The sequence below is a fragment of the Pseudacidovorax sp. genome, assembly GCF_017991995.1.
Classification (GTDB): domain Bacteria; phylum Pseudomonadota; class Gammaproteobacteria; order Burkholderiales; family Burkholderiaceae_C; genus Xenophilus.
In genome coordinates, this window is the sequence record NZ_JAGOPN010000007.1 from 161281 (window position 1) to 175809 (window position 14529).

General features: G+C 71.3%; 10 protein-coding genes. 6 read left to right on the forward strand and 4 right to left on the reverse strand.

What is annotated here, in order from left to right:
• The first annotated feature begins 1 nt into the window (after position 1).
• From KBC94_RS11745 to KBC94_RS11760, 4 genes are all read left to right on the forward strand, one after another.
• Positions 2-2002, forward strand: coding sequence for a DUF3488 and transglutaminase-like domain-containing protein (locus KBC94_RS11745; protein WP_294370193.1), 2001 nt, complete (start codon positions 2-4; stop codon positions 2000-2002).
• Between the two features lie 210 nt (positions 2003-2212).
• Positions 2213-3148, forward strand: a complete 936-nt coding sequence (gene mltB, locus KBC94_RS11750) for a lytic murein transglycosylase B (protein WP_294370381.1) — start codon at positions 2213-2215, stop codon at positions 3146-3148.
• A 17-nt stretch (positions 3149-3165) separates the two neighbouring features.
• The gene (locus tag KBC94_RS11755; protein WP_294370194.1) at positions 3166-3807 is read left to right on the forward strand and encodes an N-methyl-D-aspartate receptor NMDAR2C subunit; all 642 of its coding nucleotides are present in this window, start codon (positions 3166-3168) and stop codon (positions 3805-3807) included.
• 167 nt (positions 3808-3974) lie between these two features.
• Positions 3975-5417 (forward strand): HAMP domain-containing sensor histidine kinase, encoded by a 1443-nt coding sequence (locus KBC94_RS11760; protein WP_294370195.1) that lies wholly within the window; start codon positions 3975-3977, stop codon positions 5415-5417.
• 22 nt (positions 5418-5439) lie between these two features.
• On the opposite strand, the gene glpD is transcribed toward KBC94_RS11760, so the two are convergent.
• Positions 5440-7050 carry a glycerol-3-phosphate dehydrogenase gene (glpD, locus tag KBC94_RS11765; protein ID WP_294370197.1) on the reverse strand — a complete coding sequence of 537 codons (1611 nt, stop codon included), beginning with the start codon at positions 7048-7050 and terminating at the stop codon, positions 5440-5442.
• A gap of 73 nt (positions 7051-7123) precedes the next feature.
• Here glpD and KBC94_RS11770 point away from each other — a divergent pair, with 73 nt between their 5' ends.
• Both KBC94_RS11770 and glpK read left to right on the forward strand, forming a co-directional pair.
• Entirely contained in the window at positions 7124-7888 is a 765-nt protein-coding gene (locus KBC94_RS11770; protein ID WP_294370199.1) for a DeoR/GlpR family DNA-binding transcription regulator, read from the forward strand.
• 42 nt (positions 7889-7930) lie between these two features.
• Complete coding sequence (gene glpK, locus KBC94_RS11775; protein ID WP_294370200.1) at positions 7931-9535, forward strand: glycerol kinase GlpK; 1605 nt, start codon at positions 7931-7933, stop codon at positions 9533-9535.
• A 31-nt stretch (positions 9536-9566) separates the two neighbouring features.
• Here glpK and KBC94_RS11780 read toward each other — a convergent pair whose 3' ends face one another.
• The 3 genes from KBC94_RS11780 to KBC94_RS11790 all read right to left on the reverse strand — a co-directional run bounded on the left by KBC94_RS11780 (position 9567) and on the right by KBC94_RS11790 (position 14485).
• The gene (locus KBC94_RS11780) at positions 9567-10523 is read right to left on the reverse strand and encodes an alpha-E domain-containing protein (RefSeq protein WP_294370202.1); all 957 of its coding nucleotides are present in this window, start codon (positions 10521-10523) and stop codon (positions 9567-9569) included.
• 35 nt (positions 10524-10558) lie between these two features.
• Positions 10559-12112: a circularly permuted type 2 ATP-grasp protein gene (locus tag KBC94_RS11785; protein ID WP_294370204.1), complete on the reverse strand. Its 1554-nt coding sequence runs from the start codon at positions 12110-12112 to the stop codon at positions 10559-10561.
• A gap of 75 nt (positions 12113-12187) precedes the next feature.
• Entirely contained in the window at positions 12188-14485 is a 2298-nt protein-coding gene (locus tag KBC94_RS11790; RefSeq protein WP_294370207.1) for a DNA internalization-related competence protein ComEC/Rec2, read from the reverse strand.
• Between the last annotated feature and the right edge of the window lie 44 nt (positions 14486-14529).

Consider the following 14529-nt stretch of genomic DNA (forward strand, 5'->3'; position numbering starts at 1 on the left):
CATGACCGCCCTGTCCCCGCGCCTTCGCGCGCGCGCCGCCGGCCTGCCGCGCGACGCGCGCGACACGCTCTTCCTGCTGGCCGTCATCGCGGTGGTGCTGCTGCCGCAGGTGCCAACGCTGCCCCTGTGGACCAGCGTCCTGGCCGGCGCCGTGCTGGTGGGGCGCGGGCTGCTGGCCTGGCGCTCTGCGCCGCTGCCGGGGTGGCGCTGGCGCGTGGGCATGTTGCTGCTCGCGCTGGCGGCCACCTGGCTGAGCTACCGCACGCTGATCGGCCGCGAGGCAGGCGTCACGCTGGTGGTGGTACTGCTGGCGCTCAAGACGCTGGAACTGCGCGCCCGGCGCGACGCCTTTGTGGTGTTCTTCCTGAGCTTCTTCGTGATGCTCACCAGCTTCTTCCAGTCGCAGTCGCTGCTGACGGCGGCGCTGATGCTGTTGGCGCTGATGGGGCTGCTCACTGCGCTCGTCAATGCCCACATGCCGGTTGGCCGGCCGCCGCTCGCGCAGTCCGCGCGCATCGCGGCCTTCATGACCCTGGCCGGCGCGCCCGTCATGCTGGCCTTGTTCCTTTTCTTCCCGCGGCTGGCGCCGCTGTGGGGCACGCCCAACGAGGGCATGACCGGGCGCAGCGGCCTTTCGGCCACCATGCGCGTGGGCACCATCGCGCAGCTGGCGCTGGACGACGGCATCGCCGCGCGCGTGCGCTTCGACGGCGACGCCCCGCCCACTCGCACCGCGCTGTACTTCCGCGGGCCGGTGCTGTCGCGCTTCGATGGCGTCGAATGGACATCGCCCGAGCCCTGGGAGCGCGGCCTGCCCCAGCTGCGCAGCCGCGGCGAGCCAGTTGGCTACGAGATCACGCTGGAGCCCAGCAACCGCCCCTGGCTGCTGGCCCTGGACGCCATGCGCACGGCGCCCGCCCTGCCCGACGGCCTGCGCGCGCTCCAGGGCGGCGACCTGCAGTGGAGCACCAACCGCCCCATCGGCGACCTGCTGCGCTACCGCGGCCAAAGCCAGTTGGATTTCACGAGCGGCCCGGTGCGCCGAGCCGGCCTGCCCGGCTTCTACCTGGCGCTGCCGCCCGGCAGCAATCCGCGCACAGCCGAGCTCGCCCGCCAGTTGCAGGCCCAGGCCGGCGGCAGCACGACCGCGCTGGTCGACGCCGTGCTGCAGCGGCTGCGCACGGGTGGCTACGTCTACACGCTGGAGCCCGGCGTCTATGGTGCACAGACGGCCGACGAGTTCTGGTTCGACCGCAAGGCCGGCTTCTGCGAGCACATCGCCTCGTCCTTCGTGATCCTGATGCGGGCTGCAGGCGTGCCGGCGCGCATCGTCACCGGCTTCCAGGGCGGCGAGATCAACCCGGTGGACGGCTACTGGACGCTGCGCAACAGCGACGCCCATGCGTGGGCCGAGGTGTGGGAGGAAGACAAGGGCTGGTGGCGCGTGGACCCGACGGCGGCCGTGTCGCCGGGCCGCGTGGGCCAGTTCCAGCGCCTGGTGCCCCCGCCCGGCTTCTTCGCCGGGGCCATCGGCGCCATGAGCCCGACGCTGATGCAGCACGCCCGCGCGCTGTGGGAGGCGGTCAACAACGCCTGGAACCAGCGGGTGCTGAACTACACGCAGACCCGGCAGCTGGACCTGCTCAAGGCCCTCGGCATGGACAGCCCCAGCCCGGCCGACCTGGCCCGGGTACTGCTGATGGCACTGGTGGCCGCCAGCCTGGGCGGCGCGGCCTGGGCCTGGCGCGAGCGTCGACGCACCGACCCGTGGCTGCGGCTGCTGGCCCGGGCGCGTGCCCGGCTCGCCCGGGCCGGCGTGAGCGTGCCGCCCGACAGTCCGCCGCGGCGCATGGCGGAGCTGCTCGCCGCGCGTTTCGGCGAGGCCGCCACACCGACGCGCGACTGGCTGCTGCGGCTGGAGGCCCAGCGCTACGCACGCGATCCGGCCGACGACCTGGCCGCGTTGCGGCGCGACTTCCGGCGCCTGCGCTGGCCAGGGTGAGCGATGCGCGCACCCTTCGGCACAATCGGCCGGATGCGCTCCTTCCCGTTCCTGCCGCTCGCGCTGTGCGCGTCGCTGGCCCTGCCGGCCCTCGATGCCGGCGCCACGTCCAGGCGCGGCGACGCTGCCCGCTCCGCCAAGCAGGGCGGCAAGCAGGCCGCCAAGCGCACCGCTGCCGTCGGCGAGGCCTATGCCGGCCGCGCCGATGCCATGGCCTTTGCCGACGAGATCGCTGCCCGCCAGAGCCTGGACCCCGCCTGGGTCCGCGCAACGCTCGGCCAGGCCCGCCTGCTGCCCAACGTGCCGCGGTTGATGCTGCCCGCACCGGCCGGCAGTGGCGCCAAGAACTGGGCCGCCTACCGCAGCCGCTTCGTCGAGCCGGTGCGCATCGGCGCCGGCGTGCGCTTCTGGCGCGACAACGCCGCCACCCTGGCGCGGGCTGAGCGGGACTACGGGGTGCCGGCCGAGATCATCGTGGGCATCGTCGGCGTCGAGACCATCTACGGCCGCCAGATGGGCAGCTTCCGCGTGCTGGATGCGCTGGCCACGCTGGCCTTCGACTTTCCGCAGGCCCATCCGCGCGCCGCGCAGCGCCAGGCCTTCTTCCGCGGCGAGCTGGAGAACTTCCTGACGCAGGAGGGCCGCACCCACGCCGACCCCACGACGCCGGTCGGCAGCTACGCCGGCGCCATGGGCATGCCGCAGTTCATGCCCAGCAGCATCGCCAAGTACGCGGTGGACTACGACGGCGACGGCCGCATCGACCTGGTGAACGATCCGCAGGACGTGATCGGCTCGGTGGCCAACTACTTCAAGGCCTTCGGCTGGCAGCCGGGCCTGCCGGCCACCTACGGCGTGCGCGTCGATGCGGCCCGCGCCCAACTGCCCGTGCTGCTGGCGCCCGACATCGTGCCCAGCTTCAGCGCCGATGCCTTCGTCGCCGGCGGCGCACAGCTCGACGCCGACGGCCTGCGCCACCGGGGCCTGCTGGCCCTGATCGAGCTGCAGAACGGCCCGAGTGCGCCGGCCAGCTACGTCGCCGGCACGCAGAATTTCTACGTCATCACGCGTTACAACTGGAGCAGCTACTACGCCATGGCGGTGCTCGAGCTGGGCGCCGCCGTCCGCGCCGCGATGGCGCAGTGAGCGAAGAAGCCGCCGCCATGGACCGCGACACCTTCCTTGCCCGCCATGGCGCCGGCTGGCTGCAGGCCTGGACCGAAATCGGCACGCGAGCACCGGCTGGGCTGCTCGAACAGCTCTGCACCCGCTATGTCGAGCCCCAGCGCCACTACCACACGCTGCAGCACCTGGACGAGTGCCTGCACCTGCTGGCCGCGCACCGCGATCTGGCCGAACGGCCCCCCGAGGTCGCGCTGGCCCTGTGGTTCCACGACGCCGTGTACGACGTGCAGGCCGGCGACAACGAGGCGCGCAGCGCCGATTGGGCACGGGATGCCCTGATCACGGCGGGCGCGCCCGCCGAAGCGGCCGGACGCGTGCATGCCCTGGTGATGGCGACGCGCCACGGCCAGCCCGGCGCGCAGGCGCCGCAAGACCTAGACACCCGGCTGCTGCTGGATGTGGACCTGGCCATCCTCGGCGCACCGCCCGCCCGCTACGCCGAGTACGAGCGCCAGATCCGCGCCGAATACGCCCATGTGCCGCCCGAGGTGTTCGAGCCGCGGCGCCGGCAGTTGATGGCGGGCTTCCTGGCGCGCCAGCCGCTCTACCTCACGGCCGGCATCCGTGCCGAACGGGAGCCGCAGGCGCGGCGCAACCTCGCTGCCGCCGTGGCGGGCTGACCGCCAGCGCACGCCGACCCGGCAGGCGGCGGGCGGCTGGCCAGGTCGGCCTCTTGTCCCACTCGAACTTTGGTGTTCATCGTCCGTCCGGAGCCGGCCACCCCCGCCAATGTCCTACAAAGGCGCGACACTGGGCGCCTCCGCCCCCCCGGACCCACTTTCCACCCATGAGCGCTGACGCCCTTTCCTTCCCGACGCCCGGCGCGGGACCCCAGCGCATCACCGGCGCCTCGGCTGCGGCGCTCTGCCCGCCTGAATCCGAGATCGACCTCGCCGTCCGCGAACCTGCCCGCGTCGCGCTGACCGCAGCACTGGGCCTGCTCGACCGCGACGTGGACGAAGCCGTCGGCCATGCGGTGTCCCTGGTCCGCAGGCTCACGCATTCGCCAGTCTCGTTCTTTGGCGCCATCGGGCCCGAGGTCGACCACTACAAGGCGATCGAAGGTGCGGGGCCTCCGCTGTCCGACACCCGCACCATGGCGGGACGCACCTTCTGCCACTACACCCATGCGCTCGGCCGGACACTGGCCATCGAGGACACCCGGGCCGAGTCGCCGTGGCGCGAGGTGCCGACGGTACGCACGCTGGGCGTGGCCGCCTACCTGGGCGTGCCGGTGCGGCACCAGGGGCAGGTGGTCGGCAGCCTGTGCGTCATCGACCAGGTGCCGCGGCGCTGGGGCGAGCAGGAGATCGACCTGCTCGAGGCCATGGCCCAGTCCATCGAGCGTGAACTGGCCTTGCGGGCCACGCTGCGCGTGGCCCGGGAGGACATGCGGCGCCAGGCCGAGCTGGTGCTCGAACGCGAGACGCTGGTGGCCAACGTGCTGCACGACCTGGCCACGCCCATGTTGTCGCTGCAGCTGAGCCTGGCCATGCTGCGAAAGCGCCATCCCGGCGAGGCCGACGCCCTGGCCGGCCTGGGCCATGCCACCGACATGCTGCGCGAGCTGGTCGGTGCCCTCAACGGCCGGCGGCTGGCGCGTGGCGGCGGCGCCGACATGCCCCCGATGCCCGCCGAGCCCACATCGCCCACCAAGGCGGGCCTCGCCTCGCGCGAGCTGCAAGCCACGGTGCCCGCGGCCGACGAGCCGGCCACCGGCCCCCTGGCGCTCGACGCCGTGCTGGTGGACGTCGCCCGCATGGTCCAGCCCATCGCGGCCCGCGACGGGCTGCGCCTGCAGACCCATCTGGACAGCGGCGGCCGGGTGGCCGTGGGCCGCGGCGAGTTGCTGCGCGTGGCGGGCAACCTGCTCAACAACGCCATGAAGTTCAGCCGGCCCGGTGGCACGGTCACCCTGGCCAGCGGCCGCGACGCACAGCCCGGCTGGGTCTGGATGGCAGTGCGCGACGAGGGCGTGGGCATGACGCCCGAAGAGGTCGCCCGCTGCACCGAACGCGGCTACAGCAACGGCAAGGGCCGCGCGCATAGCACCGGGCTGGGCCTGGCCATCGCCCGGCAGTTCGCCCTCGAAGGGGGCGGCGAACTGCGGGTGCGCAGCGAGGTCGACCGCGGCACCGAGGTGCTGATCCGGTGGCCCGACAGCCGCCCCTCTGCGCAATCCGGCGCATCCTGGTGGGGCACGCCGGCCCAGTCCTCGACCGTCGGCTGAGGGCCAAGGGGGGCGCCCGGGCTCAGTGGGCTGCGCGCAGGCTGGGCCCGATGGCGAACTGGCGCATCCAGGCGTCCACCGCCTCGCGCTGCGACGGATCCAGGTGCAGGCCAAGCTTGGAGCGGCGCCAGAGCACATCGTCGCCGGTGCGTGCCCATTCCTCGTCGGCCAGGTAGCGCAGCTCGCGCTCGAACACGCCCGGCGCCACGGCGGCCCCCAGGTCCGCCATGGCCGCCGCATCGCCGAGCACCTGGGCGATGCGGGTGCCGTAGGCGCGCGACCAGCGCCGCGCCAGCGCCGCCTCGAGCCAGGGATGGCGCCGCTGGACTTCCTGCACGAAGCGCTCGAACTGTGCATCCGGCGGCAGCCGGCGACTCTCCGGGGACAGCCAGCTTGCCAGCTCGCCGCCGGCCAGCGGGGCGGTCTCGGTCCAGGCCGGACGCCGGTCGTTCAGCATCTCGCCGACGGCATCGGCCGCATCCTCGGCCAGCTTGCGGAAGGTGGTGATCTTGCCGCCCCAGACCGACAGAAGCGGCGCGGCCTCGGTGTGGCGCTCCAGCAGGTAGTCGCGCGTGACCGCGGAGGGATCGCCCGAGGCGTCGTCCAGCAGCGGGCGCACGCCGGAATAGGTCCACACCACGTCGGCCGGCGTCACGGCACGCTCGAAGTAGCGGCTGGCCTGTTCGCACAGGTAGTCGATCTCGCCCGGGGTGATGCGGCCGGCCCGCGGGTCATGGCCTTCCAGTTCCAGGTCGGTGGTGCCGATCAGCGTGAAGTCCTGCTGGTAGGGGATGGCGAAGATGATCCGCTGGTCAGGGTTCTGGAAGATGTAGGCATGGTCGTGCTCGAACATCCGCGGAACGACGATGTGGCTGCCCTGCACCAGCCGTAGGCTGCGCTTGGCCAGCGACTCGCCGCCCGCGGGCGTGGCCGCGCCGCGCAGGAATGCCTCGGCCCAGGGGCCGGCGGCGTTGACGAGCGCCTTGGCCTGCACGGCGCGGGCGGCATGGTCGGCCGTCTCCAGCGTGCAGGTCCAGCCCTCGGCGCTGCGACGCGCCGCCACGCAGCGGGTGCCGGTGAGGATCTGCGCGCCGCGCGCCCGTGCGTCGAGGGCGTTGAGCACCACCAGTCGGGCGTCGTCCACCCATCCATCGGAATAGACGAAGCCGCGCTTGTAGCGCGACTTGAGCGGCGCACCGGCCGGGTGGCGGCGCAGGTCGACGCTGCGCGAACCCGGCAGCACTTCCCGCTTGGCCAGATGGTCGTAGAGGAAGAGGCCGGCGCGGATCATCCAGGCCGGCCGCATGGCCGGGTCGTGCGGCATCACGAAGCGCAGCGGCCACATGATGTGCGGCGCGCTCTTGAGCAGCACCTCGCGCTCGGCCAGCGCCTTGCGCACCAGCGAGAACTCGTAGTACTCCAGGTAGCGCAGACCGCCATGGATCAGCTTGGTGGAGGCCGAGGAAGTGTGCGCGGCCAGATCGTCCTGCTCGCACAGCACCACCTTGAAGCCGCGGCCGGCCAGGTCGCGCGCAATGCCGCAGCCGTTGATGCCGCCGCCGACGACCAGCACGTCGCACTGGATGGGGTCGAGCTCGAAGCTGGCGGCGCGAATGCTTTCGGATTCGTTCATTTCGATTCCTTTTGGCGCGATTTTGCCGCAAATTTTTGCCCTTATCATTTCGTTTGTTTTCGGATCGACGCGCGTGAACCACTCCAACCCTCGCCAAGTCCAGCTGCTGGACACCGTCCGCACCCGCGGAAGCGCCACCGTGGAGGAGCTGGCGGAGGAACTGGGCGTGACGCTGCAGACGGTGCGCCGCGACGTGCAGCGCCTGGCCGACGCCGGCCTGCTGGCTCGCTTCCATGGCGGCGTGCGGGTGCCGGTTTCCACCATCGAGAACATCGCCCATCCGCAGCGGCAGATGCTCCATGCCGAGGCGAAGGCCCGCATCGCGCGGGCCGTGGCGGCGCAGGTGCCGCACGACTGCTCGCTGATCCTCAACGTGGGCACCACGGCCGAGGCCATCGCCCGGGCGCTGCTGCAGCACCGCGGGCTGCGCGTCATCACCAACAACCTGCATGTGGCCCACATCCTGGCCGGCAACGAGGCCTGCGAGGTCATCGTGGCCGGCGGCACGGTGCGCGCCCGCGACCGCGCCGTCGTCGGCGAGGCGACGATGGATTTCATCCGCCAGTTCAAGGTGGACATCGCCCTTGTCGGCTGCTCGGGCATCGAGCAGGACGGCACCGTGCGCGACTACGACCTGCGCGAGGTGAAGGTGGCCCAGGCCATCATCGGCCAGGGTCGGGAAGTGTGGCTGGCGGCCGACGCCAGCAAGTTCAACCGGCCGGCGATGGTTCAGGTGGCAACGCTCACGGCCATCGATCGGCTCTTCACCGACGCCGAACCGCCGGCGCCCTTCCCCGACCTGCTCGCGCAAGCGCAGGTGCGCTGCGAGATCGCCTGAACGGCGGCGACCCAGCGCCAACCATTCAACGGAGACGACACCATGGCATCCCCCACCGACTACCTGCTCGCCCTGGACCAGGGCACCTCCAGCTCACGCAGCATCGTGTTCGACCGCGGCGGCCGCATCGTGGCCATGGCCCAGCGCGAACTGCCGCAGATCTATCCGCAGCCGGGCTGGGTGGAGCACGACCCGATGGAGATCTGGCGCGGCCAGTTGGCCACCGCCCGCGACGCGCTCGCCAAGGCCGGCCTGAAGGCCAGCGACGTCCGTGCCATCGGCATCACCAATCAGCGCGAGACGACCGTGCTGTGGAACCGCCGCACCGGCCAGCCCGTGCACCATGCCATCGTCTGGCAGGACCGCCGCGCCGAGCCGCTGTGCGCAGAGCTGCGCGCCCAGGGCATGCAGGCCGAGATCCAGCGCAAGACCGGCCTGGTCATCGACGCCTACTTCTCCGCCACCAAGCTGCGCTGGCTGCTGGACGAAATGCCCGGCCTGCGCGCGCAGGCCGAAGCGGGCGAGCTGGCCTTCGGCACCGTGGACAGCTGGCTCATCTGGCAGCTGACCGGAGGCCGCGTGCATGCGACGGACGTGACCAACGCCTCCCGCACCATGCTCTTCGACGTGCATCGCAATGTCTGGGACGACGAGCTACTGGCTGCGCTGGACATCCCAGCCGCGCTGCTGCCGCAGGTGCAGCCCTCCAGCAGCCTGTTCGGCGAAACAGACCCAGCCCTGCTGGGCGCCGCCCTGCCCATCGGCGGCGTGGCCGGCGACCAGCAGGCGGCCCTTTTCGGCCAGGCCTGCTTCGACGCCGGCATGGCCAAGAACACCTATGGCACTGGCTGCTTCCTGCTGATGCATACGGGCGAGCGCTTCCAGCCGTCGAGCAATGGCCTGGTGGTGACCAGCGCTGCTCAGTTGACGGTAGCGCCTGCCGGCCGTGGCGCCGCGCCGCGGGCCACCGGAATCCAGAACGGCCTTGTCGCTGGAGGCGGCGCGCCGGGCGCGGCTACAGCCCAGGCTGCGGTCGCCCAATACGCGATGGAAGGCAGCGTCTTCGTCGGCGGTGCCGTGGTGCAGTGGCTGCGCGACGGCCTGCAGGCCATCAAGGGCAGCGCCGAGGTGCAGGCCCTGGCCGAGAGCGTGCCCGATGCCGGCGGCGTGATGATGGTGCCCGCCTTCACCGGCCTGGGCGCGCCCTACTGGAACGCCGACGCCCGCGGAACCATCACCGGCCTGACGCGCGGCACGACCGTGGCCCACATCGCCCGCGCCGCGCTGGAGAGCATCGCCTACCAGAGCGCCGCGCTGCTCGCCGCCATGAGCCGCGACGTCGAGGCCGCCGGCGGCACGCCCGTCGCCGAGCTGCGCGTGGACGGCGGCGCCTGCGTCAACGACCTGCTGATGCAGTTCCAGGCGGACCTGCTGGGCATTCCGGTCGTCCGCCCCGCGGTGGTCGAAACCACGGCCCTGGGCGCCGCCTTCCTGGCCGGCCTGTCGAGCGGTGTCTACGCCGGCACGGAAGAGCTGTCAGCTTTGTGGAAAGCAGAGCGCCGTTTCCTGCCCACACTCAGCCGCACGCAGGCCGAGGCGGCCATGGCGCGGTGGGAACACGCCGTACGGCAAGCGACGGCAGGCTGAGCAGCCACCGCAAAGCGGCTGAGGGGGTTCCTTAATTCGTCGGAACCAGGAAATCCTGGCTGACCCGCATCCCCAGCTCATTGATGCGATCCAGGAATTGCGTGAGATACGCATGCAGCCCGGTGGCCAGGATCTCGTCCACGCGGCCGTACTGCAGTTCGGCCAGCAGCTTGCCGGCGCGGCGCAAGGTTTCGGCGCTCTGGTCGTTGGCGACCTTGCTCAGGTTGTTGACCACCTCGACCAGGCTGGCGTGCAGCGAGCGCGGCATGTCGGCGCGCAGGATCAGCAACTCGGCCACGCGCTCCGGCTTGATCACGTTGCGGTAGACCTTGCGGTAGACCTCGAACGCCGAGACGCTGCGCAGGATCGCGCTCCAGTGGTAAAAGTCGTATTCCTGGTGCTCTTCGGTGCCGCCACCGAAGAACTCGCTGTTCATGGCGTGGAACTTCACGTCCACCAGCCGGGCCGTGTTGTCGGCCCGCTCCAGGAAGGTGCCCAGGCGCAGGAAGTGGTACGCCTCGTCCTGCAGCATGGTGCCCTGCGTGACGCCGCGCGACAGGTGCGAGCGGAACTTCACCCATTCGAAGAACTGGCCCGGGTCGCGCTCGAACTCGCCCTGGCGCAGCATGCGAAGCACGTCCAGCCAGGTGGTGTTCTGCGTCTCCCACGACTCGGTGGTGAGGGCGCCCCGCACCGCGCGGGCGTTCTCGCGCGCGGCCTTGAGGCAGGACACGATGGAGGACGGATTGCTCTCGTCCTTGACCATGAACTCCATGACGCCCTCGGGCGTGATGGCGTCATGCTTCTGGAAGTAGGCGGGCCGCAGTTCGCTGATGGACAGCACGCCCTGCCAGCCCAGCTGGGCCACTTCGGCCGACTGGGGCAGCAGGGAGGTCTGGTAGTTGACGTCGAGCATGCGCGCCGTGTTCTCGGCCCGCTCGGTGTAGCGCGACATCCAGTAGAGGTGGTCGGCGGTACGGGACAGCATGGGTCTTGTCTTTCTCGAAATCGAAGGGTGCTGCCTCAGGCCGCGGAAGAGGACGAGTTCATCGACTGGCTCTGGGACTGCGACTGCCCCTGGCCACCCTGGGTCTGCGACTGGCTCTGACCGTTCTTGCCGGCGAAGCGGCGGTCGGGCTCCAGCACCCAGGTGTCCTTGGTGCCGCCGCCCTGCGAGGAGTTGACGACCAGCGAGCCTTCCTTGAGTGCCACGCGCGTGAGGCCGCCCGGCACCATCTGCACTTCCTTGGCCGACAGCACGAAGGGTCGCAGGTCGATGTGGCGCGGCGCGATGCCGGCGTCGACGAAAGTCGGCGACGAGGACAGGCTCAGCGTGGGCTGCGCGATGTAGCCATCGGGCTTGGCCCGCACCACCTCGCGGAACTCGTCGATCTCGGCCTTGGTCGACGCCGGGCCGATCAGCATGCCGTAGCCGCCGGCGCCGTGCACCTCCTTGACGACCAGGTCTTCCATGTGCGCGAGCACATAGTCCAGGTCGTCCTTGTTGCGGCACATCCAGGTGGGCACGTTCTTCAGGATCGGCTGCTCGCCGAGGTAGAACTCCACCATCTTGGGCACGTAGGGGTAGATGGACTTGTCGTCGGCGATGCCCGTGCCCACCGCATTGCAGATGACCACGTTGCCCGCCTTGTAGGCGCGCATCAGGCCGGCGCAGCCCAGCGTCGAATTGGGGCGGAACACCTCGGGGTCGAGGAAGTCGTCGTCCACGCGGCGGTAGATCACGTCGACGCGGCGCGGGCCGCGCGTGGTGCGCATGTAGACGAAGTCGTCCTTGACGAACAGATCCTGGCCCTCGACCAGTTCCACGCCCATCTGCTGGGCCAGGAAGGCATGCTCGAAGTAGGCGCTGTTGTACATGCCGGGCGTGAGCACCACCACCGTGGGCTCGGCCGTGGCCGGCGGCGCGCTGGCGCGCAGCGTCTCGAGCAGCAGGTCGGGATAGTGGGCGACGGGCGCCACGCGGTTCTGCGCGAACAGCTCCGGAAAGAGCCGCATCATCATCTTGCGGTTCTCGAGCATGTAGCTCACGCCGCTGGGCACCCGCAGGTTGTCTTCCAGCACGTAGTACTCGCCCTTGCCGGCGCTGTCGGGCGCGCGGACGATGTCGATGCCGGAGATGTTGGAATAGATGTTGTTGGGCACGTTCACGCCCATCATCTCGGGGCGGAACTGGGCATTGCCCTGGATCTGCTCGGCCGGCACGATGCCGGCCTTGACGATCTCCTGGTCGTGGTAGATGTCGTGGATGAAGCGGTTGAGTGCCGTCACGCGCTGCACCAGCCCCTTCTCCATCGACGCCCACTCGTCGGCCGGGATGATCCGCGGCAACAGGTCGAAGGGGATGAGGCGCTCGGTGCCCGAGCCATCCTCGTCCTTGGCGCCGTACACGGCAAAGGTGATGCCGACCCGGCGGAAGATCATCTCCGCCTCTTCACGGCGCGAACGCATCACCTCGGGGGGTTGCTTCGCGAGCCATTGGTCGTATCGCTGGTAGTGCTGTCGGATCGCGGCCCCTTCGTAGGGGAGCCGCTCATACATTTCATCGAACTTGTGCATGGAACGACCAATCTCCTTGAGCCATAGCTTAGCAAGTTCAAGGCCATCTCCCGGCCCCACCGTGCGCAAAAGTTTTCATTCTTGACCTTCGGGCGGCGGCGGTCGGTGGTGCCAGTACAGGGCTGCATGCACCCGCTCGCAGCGGACGGCATCCGGCTCGGTGCTGCGCCAATGGGCCGCCCCGCAGCGCGCGGATTCGAAGAAGGGGATGCCCTCGGACAGGTAGCGTGCCCGCACCTCGGGCGCCGGGTGGCCGAAGGGATTGCGCCAGCCGTTCTGGGCGACGGCCACGCGTGGCCGCACGGCACGCAGCCAGGGCAAACTGGACGAGCTGCGGCTGCCGTGGTGGGCCACGATCAGCAGGTCGGTGCGAAGACTGTCGCCCCTTTCCTGCACGAGTTGCAGTTCCTGCGCCTGCTCGACGTCGCCGGTCAGCAGGGCGCTGGCGCGGCCGTTGTCGATGCGCAGCACGCAGGAATCGGCATTGCGCTGGGCCAGCGGCTGGGCGGCCTCGGGCGCGGGGTGCAGCACCTCGAAATCGACGCCTTCCCAGCGCCAGCGCAGGCCGCGTGCGCAAGGAGCGCCGAAGTCGGCCACCGCCGGCTGGGCGGCGCGCACGGACTCGGCGCCGCCGGTGTGGTCGGTGTCGCGGTGACTCAGCAGGAGCCGGTCCAGCCGCAGGCCCAGGGCGCGCAGCAGCGGCACCAGCACCCGCTCGCCGGCATCGCTGCGCGGGCCGTAGCGCGGGCCTGCGTCGAACAGCAGCACATGGCCCGCCGTGCGCACGACGATCGCACTGCCCTGCCCCACGTCGGCCGCCAGCACCTCGAAGTCGCCGGGCGTCACGGGCTCGGCCTTCCACAGCAGCACCGGCAGCGCAAGCGGCAGACCGAGCAGCCGCCAGCGCCAGGGGCCGGGCATGACCAGCAGCATGCCGCCGAGCACGCCCGCGGCCGCCGCCCACAGCGGCGGTGCGGCCGCACTGAAGGTCGCACCGGGCAGCGTCGCCGCCCAGGCCAGCGCGCTGCGCAGCGCCTCCACCGCCAGTGCCGCCATATCCCAGCAGGCCGGCACGGCGATGCCTGCCATGGCCAGCGGCGTCACGACCAGCGTGATGGCCGGAATCGCAATCAGATTCGCCGCCAGGCCCACCACCGAGACCTGCTGGAACAGCATCAGCCCCAGCGGCGCCAGCGCGACGGTCACCACGCCCTGCTCGCGCAGCAGGCGCCGCAATGCCGCACCCCGCCCCTGCGGGCCCACGGCCGGCCCCGCATCGGTGGCGAACAGTACGGCGACCGCGACGAAGCTGAGCCAGAAGCCCGCCTGCATCAGCCCCCACGGATCGATGGCCACCACCAGCGCGAAGACCACCAGCCATGCCACCGGCCAGGGCCAGCGCCGGGCCGACAGCCGCAGCAGCACGGCCAGCGCGAGCATCCACACCGTGCGCTGCGAAGGCAGCCCCCAGCCGCTGAAGGCCGCGTAGAGGGCCGCCAGCAGCACGCCGCCGGCCAGACCGGCATGCTGGGCCGGCCAGCGCAGCATCAATCGCGGGCTGAGCCGCCAGAGCCAGCCGACCACGGCCGCTGCCAGCCAGGCGAACATGGTCACGTGCAGGCCCGAGATGCTCATCAGGTGGGCGACGCCCGTCAGGCGGAAGACGGTCCAGTCGGCCGGCGCGATGGCCGACTGGTCGCCGGTGACCAGCGCCGCCACCACCCGGCCCGCGCTGCTGCCGCCCGTGCGTTCGAGGATGCGGTCGCGCACGGCCTCACGGGCACGCTCGAGCGGCCACTCCCACCACGAGGGCGTCTGCAGTCGCAGGGGAGCCGGCGCAGGTCGTACCGAGCCGGTCGCCTGGATGTCCTGCTCGAACAGCCAGAGCTCGTAGTCGAAACCGTGCGGATTGAGCGTGCCGTGCGGTGCACGCAGCCGTACCGGCAACCGCCAACCCTCGCCCACATGCAACGGCGCGGGCGACGCGACGGCGTCCGGCCAGAACAGGATCAGCCGACCGGGCAGCGGCGCCTCGCCCTCGGTCGTGAACTCGAAGCGCAGGCCGCCATCGCGCCGCTGCGGCATGCCCGTCACGCGCCCCTGGAGGATGAGATCGCGGCCTTCGAGGGCCGGCGCCAGCGCCCCGGCCAGGCGATCAACGGCACGCCAGCCCGTCTGGGCGAATCCCCCCGCCAAGCCGGCCACCAGCGCCAGCAGCAGGCCGGCGCGATGGCGCTGCACAGGCAGGAGGCCAGAGAGCAGCCAGGCCGCCAGCCCCACCAGCGCCGCCACGGCATAGGGCCCGACCGGCCAGAGCGCGGGCTGCCGCAGCTGCAGCGCGATGCCGACGATGGCGCCGGCCAGCCCCGCCATCAGACCCGGCCATCCCCTGCCCCGCCATGACCCCGTCACGGCGC

Excerpts from the sequence above, each read along its gene's own strand:
- glpD (WP_294370197.1), bottom strand. The coding sequence starts at position 7,050 with ATGAACGAATCCGAAAGCATTCGCGCCGCCAGCTTCGAGCTCGACCCC.
- mltB (WP_294370381.1), top strand. The coding sequence starts at position 2,213 with ATGGCCTTTGCCGACGAGATCGCTGCCCGCCAGAGCCTGGACCCCGCC.
- KBC94_RS11745 (WP_294370193.1), top strand. The coding sequence starts at position 2 with ATGACCGCCCTGTCCCCGCGCCTTCGCGCGCGCGCCGCCGGCCTGCCG.
- glpK (WP_294370200.1), top strand. The coding sequence starts at position 7,931 with ATGGCATCCCCCACCGACTACCTGCTCGCCCTGGACCAGGGCACCTCC.
- KBC94_RS11760 (WP_294370195.1), top strand. The coding sequence starts at position 3,975 with ATGAGCGCTGACGCCCTTTCCTTCCCGACGCCCGGCGCGGGACCCCAG.
- KBC94_RS11785 (WP_294370204.1), bottom strand. The coding sequence starts at position 12,112 with ATGCACAAGTTCGATGAAATGTATGAGCGGCTCCCCTACGAAGGGGCC.
- KBC94_RS11755 (WP_294370194.1), top strand. The coding sequence starts at position 3,166 with ATGGACCGCGACACCTTCCTTGCCCGCCATGGCGCCGGCTGGCTGCAG.
- KBC94_RS11790 (WP_294370207.1), bottom strand. The coding sequence starts at position 14,485 with ATGGCGGGGCTGGCCGGCGCCATCGTCGGCATCGCGCTGCAGCTGCGG.
- KBC94_RS11780 (WP_294370202.1), bottom strand. The coding sequence starts at position 10,523 with ATGCTGTCCCGTACCGCCGACCACCTCTACTGGATGTCGCGCTACACC.